This window comes from Bacillus cereus group sp. N24, from assembly GCF_016483345.1.
In the GTDB taxonomy this organism is placed as follows: domain Bacteria; phylum Bacillota; class Bacilli; order Bacillales; family Bacillaceae_G; genus Bacillus_A; species Bacillus_A toyonensis.
This window is the reverse complement of the sequence record NZ_JAEHCA010000036.1, coordinates 1-22549: the sequence shown is the minus strand read 5'-3', so window position 1 is coordinate 22549 and position 22549 is coordinate 1. Positions and strand designations below refer to the sequence as shown.

Here is a 22549-nt window from a genome sequence, read left to right as displayed (position 1 = left end):
GTGTCTAAACGTACAATTTTCTTTTTTTGATATGGTGACCCCCATAAAGAAAGAAACAAAAAACATCACAATAAAATAAATCAATAATGGAATCGCTATGCGTACTACATCTAATGGGACGCTAATAATCATTTCTCCTTTTAAAGAGAACATAATGACAATTGTAAATAACAATGCAATTAATGTAATGGGACTAATCTTAGGTATAAACACCTTTTCATACCAAAGTCGTCCTTTTAGCTTCACTAATACAAAGCGTGTTAACATACCCGCTAGGAAAGGAATACCCAAATAGATAAATACTGATTTAGCAACTTCTCCCATTGTGATATCAACAATAGCTCCTTCAATTCCTAACCATTCGGGGATTACTGTTACAAACACGTATGCATAAACCGAGAAAAATAACATTTGGAATACCGAGTTAAAAGCCACCAAACCAGCTGCATATTCTTTATCACCATCAGCAAGATCATTCCAAACAATCACCATTGCAATGCAACGTGCTAGACCAATCATAATAAGCCCTACCATATACTCTGGTTTATCAGGAAGAAAAATAATTGCTAGAACAAACATAAGTACAGGTCCAATAATCCAATTTTGTACTAAAGATAGAACCAAAACCTTTACATCTTTAAATACCCGACCCATTTCCTCATAGCGCACCTTCGCTAATGGCGGATACATCATTAAATTAAACCAACAGCAAGTGGAACAGAAGTTGTTCCTACTTGCAATTTATTAAGCCCATCTACTACGCCAGGAAACACAAACCCTAAACCAATTCCAACAGCCATCGCTAGAAAAATCCATAGTGTTAAATATCGATCTAGAAAAGATAAACGCTTCATTTTATCCCCTTTCTCCTATTAACAACAAGAATTTTTGTCTACTTCGTTAGAAGTGGTACAACAAGTTGGAGCTTCTATTTTGTGAACAGCACTATCTGCTTTTGTATAAAAGAATTCCCACTCGTTACCATCGGGATCAGTTACCCAAAACTTATCTTGTACCGCATAGCAACAAGTAGTATCCATCTCATCACGTGCAAAGAAACCTTCTTTTTCTAATCTTTCTTTATGAAATGTAATTTCTTCCGCTGTATCCACTTGGAAACCAAAATGATTGACCTGATTCCCATTTACCTCATCTCGTACATTAAGTGTGAAATTAAGACGTGGATTTTCTAATAAGAATTTTGCATAATCAACTTTTACTTTAACTGGCGATGCACCAAATACCTTTTCATAAAACTCAATAGACTTTTCTAAATTCGTAACATTGATACCAACATGAACATATTTCATAGATAATTCCTCCTTTTTATATGCTATTAATCAATTTTTTTTGATTAATAGCACAAAATTTAACAACAGCTGCCTTTTCCTGTTTTTCTAAAAATACAGCATAATTCTTCTGATAATAAATTGTTTACTTCAGCATCATTTAAATCATAATAACTCCATGTACCTTTTGTTTCTTTTACAATTAATCCTGCATCCAATAGGATTTTCAAATGATAAGATAACTTAGATTGCGTCATTTCAAAAACCTCTGTTAAATCACACACACAAGTCTGTCCTCGTTGACAAAGTTCATACATAATTTCTAAACGTTTCTGATCAGCTAGTGCTTTAAACTTTTTCTCAAACAACTGAAAATCTTGTGCCATCGCTTTTCACTCACTTCATCAATTTTTTTGATATTCATAGTATATACCCTCCGTATTTCATTATGCAACTAATTAATCAATTTTTTTTGATGAATATAGAGCGACCTAGATAAAAGGTGCCTCTATCGAAAGTTACTTAGTAATTTTCGATAGAGGTTTTTAATTATAATACTTAATTGTAGTTGTATATCTTTAAAATTAATAGGTTCTTTTTTTGTTGCTTATTATTTTTTTTCTAAAATACGTTTAACCTCATCAATGTCTAATTTGCTGGCTTTAGCAATTGTTTCAAGTGGGACACCAAGTTCATGCATACCTTTGATCATCTGTATTTTCCCTTGCTGAATTCCTTCTTTTTTTCCCTCATTACGAGCATGAGCAAACTTTGCAGCCTCATCCATTAAGGCTTTTTCTCTTGCTTCATATGCTTGACGGAAAGAAGAATCTTGGCTCATACGTTCCCAATTATTCATTGCTTTTTGTAAAATCGGATCTTGATTCATGGCAATGTCCTCCAATGTTTGTGTGAGGTGCTCATCTTCATTCGCTGGTAATAATAATAACCAACGAACAAACGAGTCTTCCCACGGATTAACTTTCTCTTCACGCCATTGCTGTAGTAACTTTGGAATCTCTACAATATGAACTTCTATATCGTCACTTAATAACTTTTGCTGCTGCTGATTCCAAAGGATTCCTGTTGTATGAAATGCTTCATATTCTGGAAACATCACAAAGTTTAACAAGTTTATGGTAATCGTTTTATGAAGGGAGCTATAAGGCATTCCTTTTTGCAATTGAGAGGTGTATAACCTTCCCCAATAATACAAACTTCGTTTGATCATATCATGATTGTTATTCAATTGTATTTCTACATTTACCTTTGTTCCTGTATTTAATGTAGCTGAAATATCTAAAATTGATAATTTATCTTCTTCATATTCGCGATGCAAATGTGGATCTTCTAATTGTAGGGCAACAATAGGTGATTCTAAAGAATCTTTTAATATGGCATTTAAAAAGGCAACTAAAATATCTTCATTCCCATTTGTGCCAAATAACTGCTTAAATGCAAAATCGATACGTAAGTTTACTAATGAATTGGACATGGTTTTCCTCTTCCTGTTTTAGACTATATCTTTACCTTTATTGTACATAAAACCAAAGCTTATATGCAAACAATCCCCTTTGATTTATATAGGGATTTAAGTCTTCACTAGGGGTACCGCCACATTGCTATCAAGCTAAGAAAACAGATTCACCCCAAAACGAAAAAATGAGCTTAATTCTCATATATAACTGTCGAGAGATAAATTTTTTGTTTTGGTGGTGATTCAAAATATTAGCTTGATGGCGATGGGACTGAACCCCTAATAATTTATTTTAATAATGACTCTTTTCATGAAATAAAAATCAGTTATCAGTCTAAACCATTTTTTAGATTTAACAATAACAAGTGTGCTTCTTTACCTTTCAGATAGTCTCTATTATTCTAATTTCTTTATTTCTTTCAGCCGTGCTATCTCTTTTTCTGAAGCATTTTCTATTTTATACAGTTCATAGCTACCCTTTATCTCATCTATCACTACAAATTCAACTTCATTTCGAACATAGCTTTTAGTTTTCTCCTTTTTATAACCAATAACATTATCTAATATAGTTTCTCCACTATCTTTTTTATATAAATTATAGCTAACAGGTGGGCGGCCAATTACATACTTATTATCAGAAAATCCGACTATGTCATCCCTTCCTAATCCTGTCGAAACACTCCAGACAAAAATAATTTGAAATATAGAATAAACAACAATACCGCATAAGAAAAAAAATAGGATTGATTTAAAAAATAACTTTAAAAGTATCCTGCCCAAAAACATTCCCTCCCATTTCACCTCGAGATAGCAAGAACAAAACTTGAATTTTGTACGCTAAGGAACCGAATTTTTTAGATTGTTGAAATCAATCCCCCGTCAGTGACATAAGAAAAAGAGTTACCGCAGTAACCCTATTGCTTATAATACACGTCATTGGGAGAAGCTATGGATGAATAAAGTCAATCTATGAAATTTCCCACAATCTTTTAACCTCCACCAATTCCTGTCCATTGAATTCCATTATATATATATCTGGTTTTGATGTCTGTAGTAAAAAATTAAAATCATACTTACTGTCATAATACCCCATCATCAAAGTCATAACAGCTCCATGAGTGCCTAATACTACTTTCTGTCCTCGATAGGTATTTAATAATTCTTTTAAGACTTTTATAGCACGTTTCTGACAGTCGACATTAGACTCTCCTCCCATTAAAGCAAAGTCGGGGTCTAAGAATGACTTTTTTATTAAAGGGAATAATTCTTTATCCGACATTCGTTCCTCTTCAGCAATAAAAATTCTTTCTTTTAAGTCCTCAAATACTAAAATTTCTTGTCCTATTTGCTTCGCTAACTGCTGAACAGTTAGAATTGAACGATCGTATGGACTTGAGATAACAACGTCGATTCCCTCCTCTTGTAATGCATCTGTTATTCGTTGAACATCTAATTTTCCTCTTTCAGTTAATCCTCTTGTTTGTTCTTCCCCAAATTTTGGTGAATCCCCGTGTCTCACCATATATATGAAAGTTTTCATAATTACCTCCAAAGTTGTATAATCCTTCTTTACACTCCTATCCTACGATTCTATAGAAAGAATAGTTTATATTTCATTTTAAGCATTATATTATATTGAAATTTTAGTCAATCTTTCCTGTGATTGACTATTAGTTCTAACAAATAGGCCCTTATATAGGAAAAATGCCCCTATTATTACAATCATACCAATATAAACAGACATCATCGTAGGAATTAAGAATGCACCGACGATAATAGTCATTCTTGCAATTAAATCCGCCCCAATATATGATAGACCCGCAAAGGCTGAATATGATCCTCTCTTGTCAGCAGGAATCATATTAGCTTGTTCTGCATTTCTAATTGGTGAATAGACAAGTTCCCCAACGGTAGCAATAAAGTTAAAAATAATCAGTACGTACCAGGTGTTTGCAGATGTTACTGCCACATAACCTACCCCATAAAGCACAAGACCTAAAAGTAACGCTTTTTTTCCACTTAGATGATTTGTAAATTTATGTACAATAAACGTTAAACATACTACTAAAAGCATATTTTGTATGTTAAGAATACTTAGCATGCTCACTCCTACTATCTTAAAGTTCCCAATGCTTAATGGATTGAACGTTTCTGAAAGTCGTACACCAATATAACTGTTTAAAGAAAACTCTGCTGCAAATATGCAGGTAGATCCTATTACAACTCTTAAAAATGCTCTATCTTGAATAGCAACTTTATAATTTTGAATTAGATCGCGTACTATATTTCCATGCCTTTTTTCTACGCATCCTTTAACTTCTTCAACTAGCCAAATTTTATAAGCAATTGGTAATGTAGCAGAAACAAAAGTCAGTAATATAAATAACTCTTTTTGGTGATGAATGTATAAAAAACCACCTAATGCTGCACCAATTGCCATAGAAAGATTCATAAGCCAATAGTCAATTGTATAGACAGCCTTTCGATTTTCCGGTGTAGTTGAGTCTATGATGATAGCTTGCATGGATGGGCGCCCCAGACTGCTAGTTATTATAAAACCTACATAAGCGATTGCAAATAACCAAATTATCTTATTTGTAGGAAATAGGCTTAAAGTCATAAATAAAAACATTAAAGTACTAGAAAAAGAAGTTAATAATAAGATTTTCTTTCGTTGAAATCGATCTGAAATGTAACCTCCAATTAAATTTGAAAAAAAACTTAAAATAACCGTTAAGATTAAAAATAACCCGGCCCATACTTTATTTATTTCTTGAGAAAAAAACAATGCCATGAAAGGCATTACTGCTGATGTAACAGCACGATTAAAAAATGATGTAATTAAGCGTACTTTTATATTTTGCTCAAATTCTCTCCAACTCATCGTATCTCCTCCCCTTGTCTAATGTTATATTAAACTAGACTTATCAAATTAAAAATGGACACCTTCAGAAAAACATGTCCACTTATAAAAGGAGATAGGAAAATGGATAAAACTTTACTGAATCTATGGCAATCATTTTCTTCAGGAAATATAAAAATACAAGACCTAGCAGATTTTTTAAATTTAAGTACAAAGCAAACAGTACGTTACTTACATAAATGGATGGATGAAGGTTGGCTGACTTTCATTCCTGGAAAAGGTAGAGGAAATCCCTCCTCTCTCCAATGGTTGAAAAATATAGAACAAATCTATGAGTCACAAGTAATGGAAATTATGGACCAACAGCCTGTTGAAAAAAGTAGTAAATATTTACTATATAATTGGTCTCCAAACAGTAAACTACGCTTGATGACTAAGTTTCATTCAAAATTTGGCTATATACATAACTCAGATGATAAATTAATTATTCCTAGAAGAAATCCCTTTTTAACAACACATCCGCTCGAGGCTGCCGATGTACATAGTGCACATATTGTCGCGAACGTTTTCAATCGACTTGTTTATATGGATAAAAAGGGGAACATATTACCTGAAATAGCTCACAGTTGGGATTTAACTCAATCTACGCTTAGACTATATTTAAAAAAGTCTATAAAATTTCATGATGGATCCATCTTAACAGCGTCTGATGTGAAACAATGTCTCTCAAAATTACGCAGTCATACATACTATAAAGACTTATGGGCACCCATAGAAAAAATAGAGGTTGTTTCATCATTAATTATTGATATACATTACCCAAAGGGGTGTAGTTATTGTTTGCAAATGTTATGTACGATAAATACAAGTATTTATAAAGAAAATAACGGTCAAATCATAGGAACCGGTGGTTTTTATATAGGAGAGAATAACCTGGAAAAAACATCATTAATAGCATTTCATGATTATTTTCAAGAAAGACCTTTACTAGATATAGTAGAATTCATTCAGGTCCCTCTAGAATTTGATACTATTTACCAATCTTCCAAACACCATAAATGTAATTCTACCTTTCAAGTAGAAAGGAATTCAGGTTTTGGCGTTATAATTATGAATGCTTGGCGCGATTCTTCCATTCAGCACATTGATGTTCGTAATTACATACATTCGATTATCGCTAACAATATAAATCATATTCATGAATATGATTCTCAAAAATCCCCAAATGTTAATAGCTGTTTGAAAGACATAGATCATCAAGTCAATATTCCAAAAAGAAAACGTCCCGAATTTAAAGAACCACTTATTATAAAAGCTACTCAGTATACAGAAGCGACTACAAAATGGTTAATGCATATCTTAGAAAAAGAAAATATACCTTTTCAAGTCAAATGGGTTCCATTTAAAAACTATGTTAGGGATGAAAAGCTTAATGAACAAGTCGATCTTTTTATTCATGGTGAAGTATTCGAGATGAATCAAGAGATATCATTTTATTATTTTTTAACAGCTAGATATTCACCATTGGCTAAAGTGTTAAAAACAAATAAATCACTAAGAAAACAACTATCTAAATATAAACATACACCTTTTGAAGAGTGGGCTTTATTAAATAAGAATCTTGAAAAAGAACTGATAGAATCCTCTATTATGATTCCCTTATACGATGATACACGGCAAATTCCTTTTTCATCAGATTTAACGAATATTAAGATGAAATATTTTGGGTATGTGGATTTTTCTCAACTTTGGATAAGACCTTTAATTTAAAAATTCACAAGAAACCTAATCCACTTGTAATAATTATTACCCTATTTAATTTCCCTGAGGCCAAAGGTGAATTTTTGGGGGAGTACGGATACATCGCTATCAGGTCAATTAAATTGGTATCTTAGAATCATCAACTTAAACAATAAATAACACCATCTCCATTTTTTCAATATTTTGAAGGACTAACAAAACAAAATTATTATCTCTCCACTGTTAACTATGGGAAATTAGCTCGTTTTTTCGTTTTGAGGAACCATCGATTTCTAAGCTTGATGATGATATGACGCAACCTCAACTTGGTAAAATATCATTTAAATGGGAGTCCAATACATATTATTAAAATTAAGATGATTCAAGTCGAAGGAAGGCACCTTGGGGTGTCTTTTTTTACGGTAAGGCATTACTCTCCTCTTTTCTTTTTAATTTAAACTTAGAACTAAGTGTAGCCTTGAAATAAAGTTTGACTAAATTAACTTAATAAACCTTGATAAAAGAGCAAATAAAAAAAGCGCGGTTCGAAAAAAGATTGTTCAAAACACGCTTTTTCTATATTCAATTAAATCATCCTTTTATAAAAAAGTTTGATAATTTCTGTGATCATTCCTCTATTAAAGCGCCCAATTGTTGAAGATCAATTAATTCTTTTAAAACTTCCCCCTATTAAATTTCAATAAGTATAGGAACAATCATTGGCTTTTTCTTAGTATGTGTATATACATATTGTCGTATTGATTTTTTTATTTGTTTTTTCATTACATTCCATGAGTTTCTATTTGCTTCTTGTAGCTCGTTAACAGTTTTTATAGTAAGTCGATTAACGTCTCTTCGGAGTTCTGAGAAATCTCTATCCACAAATCCACGAGAAATGGTATCGGGTTCAGAAATCAGTTTTCCTTCCGATTTGCTCATAGTTAAAACAATCATGAGCATCCCATCCTCTGAAAGTTGTTTGCGGTCTCGTAACACAATTTCCCCAATATTATCGACATCCCCTCCATCTACGTAGGTATTCCCCACCGGTATTTTCCGGGTCTGACGGGCAATGGTATGTTCAATATCGACGACATCGCCATTATTGATGATAAAAGTGCTTCCTTGCTCTACTCCAACGGATTCACCTAACAAACGGTGATGGTGTAACATTCTAAATTCACCGTGAATGGGAATAAAATATTTTGGTTTCATTAATGTAAGCATTAGTTTTAAATCTTCTTGATAACCATGGCCAGAAACATGCATTCCGGATGTACTTCCTGATCCATAAATCACTTTAGCTCCAAGTGCAAATAAGTTGTCTACGATACTTGTGATATTTCGTTCATTCCCAGGTATTGGACCTGCTGCAAAGATAACCGTATCTTCAGGTAAAATGTCGACACCGCGAAAGTTTCCAGTGGACAGGCGAGCAAGAGCAGCCAATGGTTCTCCTTGACTCCCCGTGCATAAAATGGCCACCCTTTCAGGAGCCATTTCATTGATTTCATGTGGGGCAATTAACATTCCATCTGGAATTGTTAAATAACCACGTTCCATAGCAACCGCTACGACATTAACCATACTTCGTCCAAGCAACGCAAGTTTTCGATTTGTTTTTTGCGCTGCATTCACGACTTGCTGAACGCGGCTAATATTTGAAGCAAAGGTAGAAACAATAACTTTGCGTTCGGCTTTCATGAAAACTGCTTCCACATGTTCACCTACCATTTGTTCCGATGGGGTCAAACCAGGACGCTCTGCATTGGTACTCTCAGACAATAGAAGCAAGACCCCGTCTTTGCCGATTTCAGCCATTTTATGAATATCCGAATTCTCATTATTCGCAGGGGTTAAATCGAACTTGAAGTCCCCCGTATGTACAATATTACCCTCTGGTGTGTGAAAGACTATTCCCAAGCAATCAGGAATACTATGGGTCACTTTAAAAAAACTTACACTTATTCCTCCGATTGTCAAGTTTGAGTTTGAGTTGATTTCAATAAGTTCACTTTCTCCTAGAAGTTTATGTTCTTTTAATTTGATTTCAATTAATCCTAGTGTGAAGCGTGTGGCATAAACGGGTACATTCAATTTTTTTAAGAAGAACGGGATCCCCCCTATATGATCTTCATGTCCATGTGTAACAATTAAAGCCCTGACTTTATCTTTATTTTCTACTAAGTAAGCTATATCAGGGATAATCAAATCAATTCCTAATAAACTTTCATCTGGAAACTTATTGCCACAGTCGATAATCACGATATCGTTTGAATATTCGATTGCATACATGTTTTTCCCGATTTCATTCAAGCCGCCTAAGGCGAAGATAGATACTGCATTTTCTATTGTACTCAAATTTATATCCTCCCATTTTAAATATAATCTTAGTATGCCCTTTGGGTTTCCTTTTATCAGTGGATTGAATGCTCGAGCTTCCTATAAAAAAGGGAACTCTAGACTTGTTTTTCCTAAAAATAATGACTACAACATTGATGTCTTAGTTTCCCACATCGTTATCGAGGTCTTTCCTCCCATTGAGGCAGCTGCTATTGAAATCACTCATGGTTTTCGATTCTTAATAAAGACGCAATTCTTTTAAGGAGGTAACACAATGAATACCTATTATGCAGCTATATTTACTTCTCAAAGATCAGAGCACAATTCAGAAAGATATGAAAGTATGTCAGAGGACTTGGTAGGACTAGTAAAAACACACCCTGGATTTATTAGGATTGAGAGCGCAAGAGATATAGTAGAACAGGATCACCGTTTCATTAAGAAACGTGTGCGTTCTATGTTAGGATTCAAGTCGTATGAAACAGCCACTTCTATATTGAGTGGTGTTGAAGCCATGCATATGCTGAAAAAGGACAACTTCACCCACAGGTGAAGTCTGCCCAAAATGAAGTTAGATTCATACATAAATTGTTTGGAATTGCATCGTAAACTGTCATTGAACAGTCCATATAGGTTCTATGTCTCTATCAAATGGTTTTTGCACCAGAACCTCTTTGAATGTCATTACAAATATGTTAAAGAATCATAAGTTAGCAAAAGCAATTAGTGAAGTATCATGGTCTCAGTTTCGAACTATGTTGGAATATAAGGCAAAATGGTACGGCAAACAAATCATTGTCGTATCGAAAACATTTGCTTCAAGCCAATTATGTTCTTGTTGTGGATATCAAAACAAAGACGTTAAAAATCTAAACCTACGTAAATGGGACTGCCCTTCTTGTCGTACACACCATGATAGGGATATTAACGCAAGTATCAATCTAAAGAATGAAGCGAACACCTCTACAGATATTGTCATATATACATTGATACCGCTAAGTCGTTTACTACGAGCGGAATACTTCATTCCTTTCTTTTTTTCTCTTACAGTTTGATCTTGTAATCGTTTTTGTTGTTGTTCTTTTGTTAGCCGATGAACAATCACACGAGTTGGGATTTTATCATTCATTCCTACATAAGCGTTGGATATTTCACATGTTTGTCCTGGTTGAAGAGAGTTCATTAAAACCTCCATATCTATCTGGATATACTCTGTACCTTTCTTGATTCTGCCATCTTGAAAATAATCAGGGTTAGGATTTTTTTGATAAATACGTGTATTCGATTTGATACGTGAGATATAGTAAGCCTTTTTATCTTGTATATGTTGAAGATCTTTTAAATGAAAATAGCCTAAATCTCGGATACATAAATCATTCGCTGTTACAGTTGGGACACACAGGGAACCGTAGGTTCGATCATGTTGTTTACCTGGACCTGTATGAATATGAAGGAATTGTCCACTTAATAAATCATACTCAAGCTGAATCTTCACTCCCGCTGTATGGCTGCATCCTCCTGCACCCGGATAAACGAATGAAAAGGGATCTGGGATTTGAAATGCAGTTGAATCTAAAATACGGATACGCTTGAAAACAGAAGTATATGGAGAAGAAATGAGCATAGATGAGGCCAATTTTTGGTTTAGTAGTTCAGCTAGTATGTGTTGTAAGAATTGGACAGCCGCTTTATTAAATCGTTGATTCAGTCCCTCAGGACTGATGAGTACTTCTGTTGATACTTCTAAACAGCTAGATAACTGAGTTAAAGAAGTCGCAGCGACATTTTGACTCATCCATACACATAAAGCGACTAAATCCTTCGCTTGATACTTACTAGTTCGTTGTACAAAACCAACATCTCTAGCAAGATCTCGTAAGATATTTGGAGATAAACAGCTTTGAATCTCTTGAGCAAATAGTTGTAATTCATCGGATACAGAAATAGACATACAAAAACGCCATCCTTTCCTATGATTCTACAGAAAGAATAGCGTATTTTTTCATTTTAGGGGAGATTTTGTTGTATTAGTTTGATAGCGATTTGGTGTTACCCCTTATAGGATAATAGAAGTTTGCATTTCCAATTTTTTCACACTCTATTAACAAGGCAGTTATAGCATCCTGGTTTAGCGTTAAGAATGTGAATATATTCTACTTCTTTATTATCAAAAATTTCATCTATATTTTCTCTTAAATTTACACCTTCTGTAACCCTTGCTTCTACAATCATTGAGTCAGCATTGTAGCCGCGTACAGATAGATACCTATGATGTAACATATGCGGAATTTCATTTACATCTAGCTTAGCGGTAGTTGCTCCCTTTCGTATAAATATAGGACCACTTGCTTTATAAGGCGAATTAACACTATGATATTGGTAATTCAGTAAGATTACCTCTTCTCCTACCTCTGCATCCTTTAAACTTATCCGGCAAGGATATCCAGGATTTTGATTTGCTATTATTTTGACTGCCCCGATACTTTTTAATACTTCTTCATTCATTAGAAATAGGTTATTAAACTCCTTCTCTTGTAACGCAACGACTTGAAAGTTATTTCTCATATTCTATCCCTCCTTAATTAGTTGTTATAAAGCACTTCACTAATGATGCTACCACTAAAGTTCATAAAACTTGTTCAATAATCCTGCCCGTTTGTTGAAGATTGAATTTTCATAATCTTTATATTAAGTTTAACATAAAATTCCACAGGAACCTCTAAAAAAATCATCCTTTTTAAAATAGGATGATTGTCCAGCTTATTTAAAGTATAGAATATCGTTTAAAGTAAATTGTTTATCGGTTAAACCTAGTTTCTGAGTTGGCGTTGACCTTGTCTTTTTAGATACTTTAGTAGCCAAACAGAAGTTGTAGTACGTTCTAAATATATATTTTTTTGTTATAAGTTAACACAAAATTTCGTTCTAGGGGTACTATAAAATTTTAGCTTGATAGCGATGTGACGGTACCCCATAAATAACTCAAAAAAGAACCTGTTAATAGGTTCTTTTTGAGTTATTTATTTTTTTCTAAAATACGTTCAACCTCATCAATATCTAATTTACTGGCTTTAGCAATCGTTTCAAGTGGTACACCAAGCTCATGCATACCTCTAATCATCTGTATTTTTCCTTGCTGAACCCCTTCTTGAATTCCTTCTTTTTTTCCCTCATTACGAGCATGAGCAAACTTTGCAGCCTCATCCATTAAGGCTTTTTCTCTTGCTTCATATGCTTGACGGAAAGAAGAATCTTGACTCATATGTTCCCACTTATTTATTGCTTTTTGTAAAATCGGATCTTGGTTCATGGCAATGTCCTCCAATGTTTGTGTGAGATACTCATCTTCATTCGCTGGTAATAATAATAACCAACGAACAAAAGAATCTTCCCACGGATTAACTTTCTCTTCGCGCCATTGCTGTAGTAACTTTGAAATCTCTACAATATGAACTTCTATATCGTCACTTAATAGCTTTTGTTGTTGCTGATTCCAAAGGATTCCTGTTGTATGAAATGCTTCATATTCTGGAAACATCACAAAGTTTAACAAGTTAATGGTAATCGTTTTATGAAGTGAGCTATAAGGCATTCCTTTTTGCAATTGAGAGGTGTATAGCCTTCCCCAATAATACAAGCTTCGTTTGATCATATCGTGATTGTTATTCAATTGTATTTCTACATTTACCTTTGTTCCTGTATTTAATGTAGTTGAAATATCTAAAATGGATAATTTATCTTCTTCATATTCTCGATGCAAATGTGGATCTTCTAATTGCAGGGAAACAATAGGTGATTCTAAAGAATCTTTTAATATGGCATTTAAAAAAGCAACTAAAATATCTTCATTCCCATTTGTGCCAAATAACTGCTTAAATGCAAAATCGATACGTAAATTTACTAATGAATTGGACATGATTCTCCTCTTCCTATTTCAGACTATATCTTTCCCTTTATTGTACATAAAACTAAAGCCAACATGCAAACATTCCTTATGATTTATATAGAGGATGCATACAGATCTACACGATAGATTCTCGAAGATGATTTGGGATCACCATATCATTTTGAGAAAATGGTACGCTAAGGAATTTATCGTTTTCCGACAGAAAACTCCTTCCTCAAAAATGTGAAGGTGTGAAACACCAATTTTAGGTGGGAGATGAATGTCGGTTGGCATAAGCCAACATATTTTCTACCATATACTTGTACAGATTGCTCTTCGAAAACTGAAGATATGAGGTTGGTTGCAGAAAAACGTTGCAACCGTAAAATCTTCAACGTTCTATCGCCCCACGCTTGCCGAAGTTGCGAAAACCAAGCTAAAGTAGGGAGTGTGGTGAGTCAACGTACAAGATACTTATGTTCCCACCGTAGGGACTACGGGTAGAGCCTGCTAAGATAACCGGTGGATACATCGGTGTTCGCAGGAATCTCACACTTCAAACAGTCCGTAAGGACGTTAAGTGGTGAGTAGTTCAAAACCGCAACTAACCTTGATAAGTTGTATTTTTAAGGATTATGCAGTTTTCTACTTTTGTTCTTCTTTAAATTGTAGTGCCCAATCCGGTGTATACTCCTCAATAACAACGAGTCTTAATCCCCCTTATGTATTTTGCGATTGAACATAATATCAAATTTAGATGAGTAAAGCTACTTCAAATGAATAGAATCCACTCTTTAGGAATACATAAAATATATACGTACAAGTTTAGTCTAATCACTACATCATTAGTGAAAGTAGGATTCTATAAATTTTGGAGGAAGACATATGCAAAAAAAGGTTCTTCTGTTTACAGATTTGGGAATTGATGATGCATTTGCTATGCTGTACACTTTTTTTCGTAAAGATATTCAACTTGTAGGGATTGTAGCCGATTATGGAAATGTATCAAGAGAAAATGTAATAAGAAATATTAACTATTTGAAGTACATAGCGGGAAAAAAAGAGATACCTGTATTCCTTGGTGCTTCTGTACCGTTGACAGGTATATTGGTTCACTATTTCCCTGAGGTACATGGAAAAGTCGGATTAGGACCTATCATTCCCCCTGAAATTTCTTATCCAGTTTATCCTTTAAATGATATTTATCAAATTATACATTCAAATTTAGAAGACCTTACAATTATCAATTTGGGAAGACTTTCTTCGCTAGCTACGACCTTTGTATTGAATTTAGAAACAATGCGTAACGTAAGAGAATGCATTTGCATGGGCGGAGCTTTTTTCTATCCAGGTAACGTGACTGCCGTGGCTGAAGCTAACTTTTACGCAGATCCTTATGCAGCAAATTTAATTCTGCAGCATGCGAAGAACTTAACAATTATCCCATTAAATGTAACTCAACATGCGATTGTTACACCCGAAATGGTCCAGCAAATCGATGCATTTCATCGGGATACACAGGATCTTGCAGGACTCATCATCAAACCTATGTTAGACTATTATTATAATTTCTACTCCAAGTCTAATCCTGGTATAAGCGGAAGCCCTATGCATGATTTTGTAACAGTGTGGTATTTGCTGAATCAAGAGGCTGTTAGCCTTTCAAGAGTACCCATTAAAGTTATTCCTGATCAAGGAGAAGGATTTGGTCAAAGCATTGCAGACTTTCGTTTTGTTACTAATCCAGGCTATAAAACACATAATGTAGCTTTACAGTTTGATTATGAAAGATTCCAGAAGGATATTATGGAAACATTCTTAAAGAAGAGAGTGTAACATACTTTATTAACTTCAAATAATACAGATTATGTGAATGAAAAGTCACTTCACTTAACGTACAGGAATTCGAATTTTTTGGGTTAAAATTCGCTTAGCATACAAAAATTCCGAAATGTTGGCTGTACTTATATTAGAAAAATACCATGTAAAAATTCATAAATAAAAACTAGTAACAAAGCATCTTGATGTTTATGAGATGCTTTGTTACTAGTTTCTCTCTCCCTAATCTCCTGCGAGACCATGTTTTTTATTGAAATTTTCCATATCTTATTTGATTTATTTATTCTGTAACACCAGATTGGGTTACCTTTACATCAGCTGTTACACGAAAATGTAAATGTTTATAGGATTCTTCCCATTCTTGACTGTTCCATTTTCTTACGTGAGTTCTACCAAGTTTTCTAAGTCCTATAGGATCTGTGCCTTTTTTAATAAATCTCTTTATCAATGTAGTTGCTTTTTTTTCTATTTCTGTTTCCATAATTTTTTCTAATTTTTTTATTTCTTTAGGATTATCTAGATTTTTTGTTTTTGTAAATTCTTGAATTTCAGCTTTAACTTGAATATGAGCATTTACGAATGGATGCTTACTATTCCCCTCCATCTTATATTTTGTTCTAGCCTTTATATTCTCTATCGTGGCGTAATTATTTGAAGAACCAGGTAGTTTCAATTGGTATGTGCCTTGTTTAAAAGTATCTGTCAACAATTTAAATACAAATAAATCTTTAGGTTTCACTGTATCAACCATTTTACATCTTTTAAAAAGTGCTATTCCATTTAACTCCAAAACGTTACCTTTTTTAGATAGCATCGGTAAATATGAATCTCTCGCATCATCATCAAGTTGGTTTAAAAACATAAAAAAATTTGTTTTTGGTTGCGTTCCATTGTTCATATTTTGCTCCAGTAAAGAGGATAGATAGGAAGCAATTTCTTTTTCTTTAGAATAGTTCCCCTTTAATAGTGATTCCCCTTTTACATTTGTAATTGCTAAATAAATTGCATTTCCTACACTAGGATTTCGGTTCAAAGTCTCTAAAATTTCCTGCATTCCCTTTTCAATTATTTTTTCATTAAATATAATAACACGCAATTGCCCCAACTCTAGAGGTCCAGAAGATTTTTCGGATGCTCTTGCCAGAACTTCTCTACCAGTCTGGCCTGATGCTGAATAGATTTTCGTTTCACCTTCCCCGCCTCCTTTATAAGCTGCAATCGCAAAGGTTCCTTTTAGCTTACCTTCTGCTTCAGTATCATATGCCGCAACTTGAACTAAATCAATGTCATCCACAATTTTCGTTTTAGCACAACCTATTGAGAAGACACTTAATATAAGGAAAAGTATCCATCGCTTCATGTTTATCTCCTTAACTTTATTTTGGCGGTTTGAATTAGCCATAGTACAGGCAGGTATACATATATATATACGAAGCCAATTTGACCTGTCCAAGTATTTAATAAGTTAATTTTATTACGGTTATTCAAAAAAAATGATAAAACAAAGATGAATAAGATGATAACTGGCAAAACATATTTTTGCTTTATTCCCAGTGCCTCTTTTATACCACGACTTACTCCCCATAATGTAAAGGAAACATTAGGTAATATAAAAAAAGCCCAAACAGAAACAATAATGTATTCAAACCGCTCTATAAAGGGAAATTGTATAATTTTAATCATGCTTAAATATGCCCATATCGCGCTCGCAAGTTGTTTTTCACTAAAAAACGCAAGAGTTAAGATCATTAGGTATGTATAGACAATAGTCGTTACTAAATTTGCATAATGCGCATATTTTTGAGACGTTTTTGCCTTTCTAATAAATGGGTAGTACAACAATAACATTTCAAATCCAAAAAAACTAAACATATTTCCTTTCATTCCTTTCATAATTTCTAGGAATGAATGCTGTGCAATTGGAAATAAATTTCGAAAATCTGCATACTGCAAAGGATAAAAAAATGTGAAGATTAGAATGCTTGGGATAACGATTCCAAAGAAGCCGATTCCGGCAACTACACGAAATCCTCCAGTCACAATGTAATAACATAAGCCTAAAAAGGCCCCAGCTATAACCCAAGATGAAATGGAAGGAAACATCCAAACATGTACTACTTCGATATAAGTATGGAGTGTTGTTGCACCTAACAATACAATATAGGATAAAAAAATGAAGTTGGACAATCCACCAATCCATTTTCCAAGTACGTTTTGATTGATTGCAATGATGTCTCCATTACCCTGATTTAAAATCTGATATATGATCCAAATCATAAGATTAACAGACATTCCAAAAAGTAGCGTGCTAATCCACGCATCATTTCCAACTAACTTTGCACCAATCCTTTCAAAACCAAGCATACCAACCCCCATCTGTATAGTAATAATTAAAAAAAATACCATATATGGAGAGACTTGATACTCAATTGGGATCTGTTTCATAATGCTCCTCCCTGTTAAATTCAATCATCGAAATCATTTCGTGATATGATTTTATTTTTCTCTACCTCTTCTGGATCAAAACGAAACCGCTGTTTAGATCTTGAAAAAATTGGACGTCGGAACATCGCTGAGATTGGCAGACGTATAATGCTGTCTTTCCAATCTGTAGGGCGTGTGGGATAAAAAGGGAACAAATAAGGACGTCTTAATGATTCTGTACGTAATAAGCGTGCTAAAAGGAAAGAACTTGTTAAAACAATTCCTAATAAGCCCAGCAGGTGTGCAGCTATTATAAAAGGAAAACGAATTACTCGAATTGTATTACCAATTCGATATATTGGTGCTGTAAATGAACTAAGAGCTGAAAGTGCAACAATGATAATAAGTACGTTACTTGTAAGACTTGCCTCCACCGATGCTTGTCCAATTACAATACCCCCTACTATACCGACAGTTAAACCCACTTTAGTTGGTAAACGTGTCCCCGCTTCTCTCAGTAATTCAATCGTTATTTCTAAAAAAAGTGCTTCAATTAATGGAGGAAAAGGTACTTTACTTCTCGATATGATCAACGTTTCAAGAAGTTCTTTTGGAATAAGCTCATAATGATATGTTAAGATCGAAACATATAATGGAGTCGTTAAAACAGAAAAGATAAAAGCAAAAATCCTTAACAGTCGAAAAAATGAGGCAATAATCCAAGGCATGGTGTAATCTTCTGTCGTAGAAAAAAAGTCAATTAATGTTGTTGGAAGGGTGATAGCGTAAGGTGAGCCATCTACAAAAAGTGCAATTTTCCCTTCTGCCAATACAGCTGCTACACGGTCTGGACGTTCTGTATTCAAAAAATGAGGAAATATAGTATTAGGATTGTCTGCAATTAACTGAGTCAAATACGTGCTATCCAAAACGTGGTCTGTTTTTATTTGAGTCACCCGTTTTATAATTTCTTGTAGATTTTGATCATTTACAATACCCTCAATATATACAATTGCAACGGTTGTGTTAGAGAGAGAGCCTACTTTCAATTCCTTCATTTGCAAATAAGGTGTTGGAAGTTTTCTACGTACTAAATTTAAGTTTACATCTAAATCTTCAACAAACGCGATTTGTGGACCCACGATATTGTATTCAATTTCAGCTTTTGTAATATCTCTTTTTTCTTTCTTTGACACATTTATTAACAAGCCATTTAATTTATCTGTATTGAACTGAATAAGTATATAACCGCTTAAAATACTATCCTGAATATCTTCCATTTGATTTGTTACTTTTGAATTTTCAAAGGGTAAGACAGACTGCATATCTTGTAATGAATCGAAGCTCTTCTCCTTTATATAAGTTAAAATCTCTTCATGGAATATATTCACATCGATTAATGTTCTAAAATATGAAATGACTATAGAGGAATTGTTGGAATTGATTTCCAATGTTATAAAATCTTTAGATTTTTTTAGTAATTGCATTAAATCCTGTAAAGATTTTATAGATTCATCAGGTACTTTTTCATACGGTTTCAATTGATAATACCCTTCCTTTCAGAAAGAAGTTACATAAAGTTTTTAAGAAATTTATATTTTAAAAATCAGGCATACTGATATGTAAATATGTCCATTGAATTAGCAATAACCTCTATGAAAATAACTTAACCAAAATTGGTTAAAAAATGCATTGAAAGTAAAAGTTAGAAATAGTTGTAAGCGAAAATATGATATAGATAAAATGAAATCTCCACGCTGTGCTTTTACCAACTTCTCTTCGAGATACCCGCCAACTAAATATATAAAATCTAAGCTAAGACATTTTTTTAAAGTTGAATAACTGATTTTCCTATGTAAGGATTTATGAGAGGACAAAAGCCACCTTTTTTGTTCTACAAAAAAGGTGGCTCGGGTGTATCATTTCTATTTTATCAGAACTTGTAGCACGTAAATTTCTTCTTCAATAACATCCATCTGAAGACGTAATGTTTTACATGCATCTTCTACAGCTTGATTATATACAAGTGGGCCAATTTCTTTCATCATAAATTCCAATATATATTCAGCTTCAAGTGAACTAAAGTCTAGTTCGAATTTTTTATTTAGTCTCAAAGAATAGAATCGAGAACTAATAAGAGGGAGTATACCTAAAAAGATTAAAACGGATCATAACACGGAAAATATAATCAGTCCATGTCATGATCCATTTTTATACGTATAGGCTAAATTTTCAAACTATCATTATGTTATTACATTTTATGTCCCCATTGGTCAAAGTGATAATCTTTACCGTCAATTTTAAACCAACCGTCTGCATAAAGGGAACCATCTTCCTTAGCACAATACCAAAGGTATCCATATGCAAGAGGCCAAGGCCTATATCCACCACCAACTTGGAACCATCCTGTTTTAGCTGCCCCATTCTCATCGAAGTAATAATATTTATTATCGATAGTTTGCCAGCCCGTTTGTGCTACGCCGTTATTGTCAAAGTGATATAGTTTACCGTCGATTTTTTCAAAACCTGCTCGGTTAACTGATCCGTCTTCATGGAAATAAAATCTTTTTCCGTCAATGTTTTCATAATTATTGAAAATAGTATTGTGGCCATTTGTGAAATAGTATCTTTTACCGTCTATCATTTTCCATCCGGTATAGAAAGCGCCATCTTCTAAACTATAATATGCTATTGTGTTCGCATTTTTGTTGATTCCTGTTTTCAAAATTGAACCGTCGTTATTAAATGCTAATATTTTGTTGTCAAGCTTAACATTAACAGCGTTGTTTATAGCTTCCCCATTTAGATTAGAAACTCTCTCCAGCACACCTTTTTCGGAAAAGTGAAGGATGACATCTTGATCTTCTAAACGTAGTTCTTTTTTATTTGGCACGAAGTTTTGGAAATAATAAATTTTCCCATCTATATCTTTCAAGCCTTCTTTAACAAACGCTCCAGAAGCATCAGAATAGTATAGGTCTCTCCATGCTGATCGTTGCAGAACACCGGAGTCATTGAAGTTATAGTACTTCCCATCAATTAGTGAATCACTTCCTCCTCCAGTAACCATGTAGCCATAAGGGGATGAGAAATAATAAGTCTTCTCCTTAATTTCTTGCCAGCCTGTCAAAATGACTCCTTCAGCATCTGCAAAGGAATAACCAGTACCTCGATTTATCCAACTGTTCTTTATCACGTTTCCAGAGGAATCTTTTGCACTATATTTAGTAGGGTCCTTTTCATTAGATATAATCTCTATTTTGTCATAATTTTGTTTCTCATTTTCTTTACCCGGATACCACTCTATTAACCAATTCTTAATTTCATTGTTGCTTTTATCAGAGAAACGAATTTCAGATTTGAAACTCCAATCAGTACCAAATTGAGAAGTATATTGATTACCAGCCAGACTTACCCCATTTTTGTTATTCAAACGGAATTGAAATTTACCATCGTTAGAATTTCCTATCTGAACAAGTTCAAACACTTCATCATCGCCAAGCGAATCAGAATATTGAAGTCCGTTTCCTTCTTTTCCTGAAAGATATCTTGAACCTGTCTTTACGATTACTTTATTCGTTCCTTTTTTATAAGGGATAATTTGATAACCTTTACCGTCATTTAGTGTAATGAATGGTAGTGCCATAGATGTCTCTAGGACGTTAGTTCGCTCCGCCAATACATCAGATAATCGATCATAAAAATCTGCACGAGCTTTAGGATCATTATTAACATAGTTGTCAAGGACATCTTTAGATACTGGCTTTGAAGTTAATGTTATCAATCGTTTTTGTTCATCTGATAATTTATTTGCTATCTGATCAAATAGGTAATCTGAATTTCTAGCAATCACCGTCCAATCGCCAAAGGAGTCACCGGAATATTTTTTGTAAAGTGGACCAAGAAATCTTGGGTTTTTACCAGATGCTTTTTCTACAAATGCATGTTGGCCTTGATTTATCACAACTCCGGTCTTTCCTTCGTCTAATTGAGCTTGTGTAATGTAAAGAAGATCGTGTTCTGAAACATTTGCTGCATTAGGGTTTAAATCTATAATTGCACCTGCTTCAGTAATTTTAAGCTGCTGTCCAGATTTTAGTTGATGAATTTCAATTTTTCCATTTGGATAGCGTACTTTAACTTGTTTAAGAAAATTCAAATCACCTTGTGTATGATACATAGAAATATTAAATTCCCCAGATTTAAAACTAGGAGCTTGGTAAGTTTCGTTTTCTGCATATACATCAATGTGAGTACCTGGGTCTCGATCCCCTGGGCTTATTCCAAGTGCTTCATAAGTGTTTGCTACAGCACCTAATACAGTAATAGTTATATCTACTACCGCACCTATCCCTGCACTAGCCTTATTTTCTCCAACAGGAGCCATAGAAAAAAGAATACCTAATGCCGCTGTTGCAGGGATTACCTTCTTTCCAATTCCTACAGGGAGGATCTTTTTTACCTTTTTTGTTTCTTTTCCATTCATAACGTCATTCCTCATTTTTTATTTTTCTATTTATTAATCCAAATCTTACGTTCAGAAGGTTATTTTAATTTAAAAACCTTTCAAATCTCTTACGTAAATATTACAAAAGTCTTTCATAAGGTGATTTTATCATTTTAGCCAAGAAGACTCCTTCCTCAAGGAACGCGAAGTGAGTAGGTGGGAGATGAATTGGCTTCGGACA

The 22549-nt window shown here is 33.8% G+C and carries 16 protein-coding genes and 4 pseudogenes; 4 read left to right on the top strand and 16 right to left on the bottom strand.

From position 1 onward, the window contains the following. Positions 1 to 30: 30 nt before the first annotated feature. From arsB to JDS95_RS27685, 7 genes and pseudogenes are all read right to left on the bottom strand, one after another. Positions 31 to 854: pseudogene (gene arsB, locus JDS95_RS27715) on the bottom strand (ACR3 family arsenite efflux transporter); the annotation flags it as partial. A gap of 18 nt (positions 855 to 872) precedes the next feature. Continuing rightward, the gene (locus JDS95_RS27710; protein ID WP_000878295.1) at positions 873 to 1310 is read right to left on the bottom strand and encodes an ArsI/CadI family heavy metal resistance metalloenzyme; all 438 of its coding nucleotides are present in this window, start codon (positions 1308 to 1310) and stop codon (positions 873 to 875) included. Between the two features lie 59 nt (positions 1311 to 1369). Then, positions 1370 to 1675, bottom strand: coding sequence for an arsenical resistance operon transcriptional regulator ArsR (gene arsR, locus JDS95_RS27705; RefSeq protein WP_000046012.1), 306 nt, complete (start codon positions 1673 to 1675; stop codon positions 1370 to 1372). Positions 1676 to 1899: 224 nt separating this feature from the next. After that, the gene (locus JDS95_RS27700) at positions 1900 to 2784 is read right to left on the bottom strand and encodes an Rpn family recombination-promoting nuclease/putative transposase (protein WP_098016004.1); all 885 of its coding nucleotides are present in this window, start codon (positions 2782 to 2784) and stop codon (positions 1900 to 1902) included. Positions 2785 to 3162: 378 nt separating this feature from the next. Beyond that, the gene (locus JDS95_RS27695; RefSeq protein WP_000532654.1) at positions 3163 to 3546 is read right to left on the bottom strand and encodes a hypothetical protein; all 384 of its coding nucleotides are present in this window, start codon (positions 3544 to 3546) and stop codon (positions 3163 to 3165) included. 187 nt (positions 3547 to 3733) lie between these two features. After that, positions 3734 to 4306 (bottom strand): histidine phosphatase family protein, encoded by a 573-nt coding sequence (locus JDS95_RS27690; protein ID WP_098016003.1) that lies wholly within the window; start codon positions 4304 to 4306, stop codon positions 3734 to 3736. 90 nt (positions 4307 to 4396) lie between these two features. Further along, positions 4397 to 5650, bottom strand: a complete 1254-nt coding sequence (locus JDS95_RS27685; protein WP_000118997.1) for an MDR family MFS transporter — start codon at positions 5648 to 5650, stop codon at positions 4397 to 4399. Between the two features lie 102 nt (positions 5651 to 5752). Between JDS95_RS27685 and JDS95_RS27680 the strand changes: the two genes are divergently transcribed. Then, a complete protein-coding gene (locus JDS95_RS27680; protein ID WP_199690897.1) occupies positions 5753 to 7399 on the top strand; it encodes an ABC transporter substrate-binding protein in 1647 nt (548 codons plus the stop codon). A 660-nt stretch (positions 7400 to 8059) separates the two neighbouring features. Here the strand turns inward: JDS95_RS27680 and JDS95_RS27675 are convergent. Beyond that, positions 8060 to 9730, bottom strand: coding sequence for a ribonuclease J (locus tag JDS95_RS27675; protein ID WP_098016001.1), 1671 nt, complete (start codon positions 9728 to 9730; stop codon positions 8060 to 8062). A 352-nt stretch (positions 9731 to 10082) separates the two neighbouring features. On the opposite strand from JDS95_RS27675, the pseudogene JDS95_RS27670 reads away from it, so the two are divergent. Both JDS95_RS27670 and JDS95_RS27665 read left to right on the top strand, forming a co-directional pair. Further along, a pseudogene (locus tag JDS95_RS27670) lies at positions 10083 to 10321 on the top strand (DDE-type integrase/transposase/recombinase); the annotation flags it as partial. A gap of 74 nt (positions 10322 to 10395) precedes the next feature. Next, positions 10396 to 10668, top strand: a pseudogene (locus JDS95_RS27665) (RNA-guided endonuclease TnpB family protein); the annotation flags it as partial. Between the two features lie 17 nt (positions 10669 to 10685). Here JDS95_RS27665 and JDS95_RS27660 read toward each other — a convergent pair. From JDS95_RS27660 to JDS95_RS27650, 3 genes and pseudogenes are all read right to left on the bottom strand, one after another. Then, positions 10686 to 11663 (bottom strand): annotated as a pseudogene (locus tag JDS95_RS27660) (IS4 family transposase); the annotation flags it as partial. Positions 11664 to 11803: 140 nt separating this feature from the next. Beyond that, positions 11804 to 12277, bottom strand: coding sequence for a DUF1203 domain-containing protein (locus JDS95_RS27655; RefSeq protein WP_001245419.1), 474 nt, complete (start codon positions 12275 to 12277; stop codon positions 11804 to 11806). A 451-nt stretch (positions 12278 to 12728) separates the two neighbouring features. Further along, complete coding sequence (locus tag JDS95_RS27650; protein WP_199690896.1) at positions 12729 to 13628, bottom strand: Rpn family recombination-promoting nuclease/putative transposase; 900 nt, start codon at positions 13626 to 13628, stop codon at positions 12729 to 12731. An 855-nt stretch (positions 13629 to 14483) separates the two neighbouring features. Here JDS95_RS27650 and JDS95_RS27645 point away from each other — a divergent pair. Further along, positions 14484 to 15434: a nucleoside hydrolase gene (locus JDS95_RS27645; protein ID WP_199690895.1), complete on the top strand. Its 951-nt coding sequence runs from the start codon at positions 14484 to 14486 to the stop codon at positions 15432 to 15434. A 283-nt stretch (positions 15435 to 15717) separates the two neighbouring features. Here JDS95_RS27645 and JDS95_RS27640 read toward each other — a convergent pair whose 3' ends face one another. From JDS95_RS27640 to JDS95_RS27620, 5 genes are all read right to left on the bottom strand, one after another. Further along, a complete protein-coding gene (locus tag JDS95_RS27640; RefSeq protein ID WP_199690899.1) occupies positions 15718 to 16797 on the bottom strand; it encodes a Ger(x)C family spore germination protein in 1080 nt (359 codons plus the stop codon). Positions 16798 to 16799: 2 nt separating this feature from the next. Further along, complete coding sequence (locus JDS95_RS27635) at positions 16800 to 17882, bottom strand: GerAB/ArcD/ProY family transporter (RefSeq protein WP_000809696.1); 1083 nt, start codon at positions 17880 to 17882, stop codon at positions 16800 to 16802. Positions 17883 to 17902: 20 nt separating this feature from the next. Then, positions 17903 to 19402 (bottom strand): spore germination protein, encoded by a 1500-nt coding sequence (locus tag JDS95_RS27630; protein ID WP_000805995.1) that lies wholly within the window; start codon positions 19400 to 19402, stop codon positions 17903 to 17905. A 384-nt stretch (positions 19403 to 19786) separates the two neighbouring features. Then, positions 19787 to 19975, bottom strand: coding sequence for a DUF2164 family protein (locus tag JDS95_RS27625; protein WP_225989293.1), 189 nt, complete (start codon positions 19973 to 19975; stop codon positions 19787 to 19789). Between the two features lie 137 nt (positions 19976 to 20112). Beyond that, entirely contained in the window at positions 20113 to 22347 is a 2235-nt protein-coding gene (locus tag JDS95_RS27620; RefSeq protein WP_001013440.1) for an N-acetylmuramoyl-L-alanine amidase family protein, read from the bottom strand. Positions 22348 to 22549: the final 202 nt, after the last annotated feature.

Excerpts from the sequence above, each read along its gene's own strand:
- JDS95_RS27620 (WP_001013440.1), bottom strand. The coding sequence starts at position 22,347 with ATGAATGGAAAAGAAACAAAAAAGGTAAAAAAGATCCTCCCTGTAGGA.
- JDS95_RS27700 (WP_098016004.1), bottom strand. The coding sequence starts at position 2,784 with ATGTCCAATTCATTAGTAAACTTACGTATCGATTTTGCATTTAAGCAG.
- JDS95_RS27685 (WP_000118997.1), bottom strand. The coding sequence starts at position 5,650 with ATGAGTTGGAGAGAATTTGAGCAAAATATAAAAGTACGCTTAATTACA.
- JDS95_RS27690 (WP_098016003.1), bottom strand. The coding sequence starts at position 4,306 with ATGAAAACTTTCATATATATGGTGAGACACGGGGATTCACCAAAATTT.
- arsR (WP_000046012.1), bottom strand. The coding sequence starts at position 1,675 with ATGGCACAAGATTTTCAGTTGTTTGAGAAAAAGTTTAAAGCACTAGCT.
- JDS95_RS27650 (WP_199690896.1), bottom strand. The coding sequence starts at position 13,628 with ATGTCCAATTCATTAGTAAATTTACGTATCGATTTTGCATTTAAGCAG.
- JDS95_RS27680 (WP_199690897.1), top strand. The coding sequence starts at position 5,753 with ATGGATAAAACTTTACTGAATCTATGGCAATCATTTTCTTCAGGAAAT.
- JDS95_RS27635 (WP_000809696.1), bottom strand. The coding sequence starts at position 17,882 with ATGAAACAGATCCCAATTGAGTATCAAGTCTCTCCATATATGGTATTT.
- JDS95_RS27645 (WP_199690895.1), top strand. The coding sequence starts at position 14,484 with ATGCAAAAAAAGGTTCTTCTGTTTACAGATTTGGGAATTGATGATGCA.
- JDS95_RS27655 (WP_001245419.1), bottom strand. The coding sequence starts at position 12,277 with ATGAGAAATAACTTTCAAGTCGTTGCGTTACAAGAGAAGGAGTTTAAT.
- JDS95_RS27710 (WP_000878295.1), bottom strand. The coding sequence starts at position 1,310 with ATGAAATATGTTCATGTTGGTATCAATGTTACGAATTTAGAAAAGTCT.
- JDS95_RS27640 (WP_199690899.1), bottom strand. The coding sequence starts at position 16,797 with ATGAAGCGATGGATACTTTTCCTTATATTAAGTGTCTTCTCAATAGGT.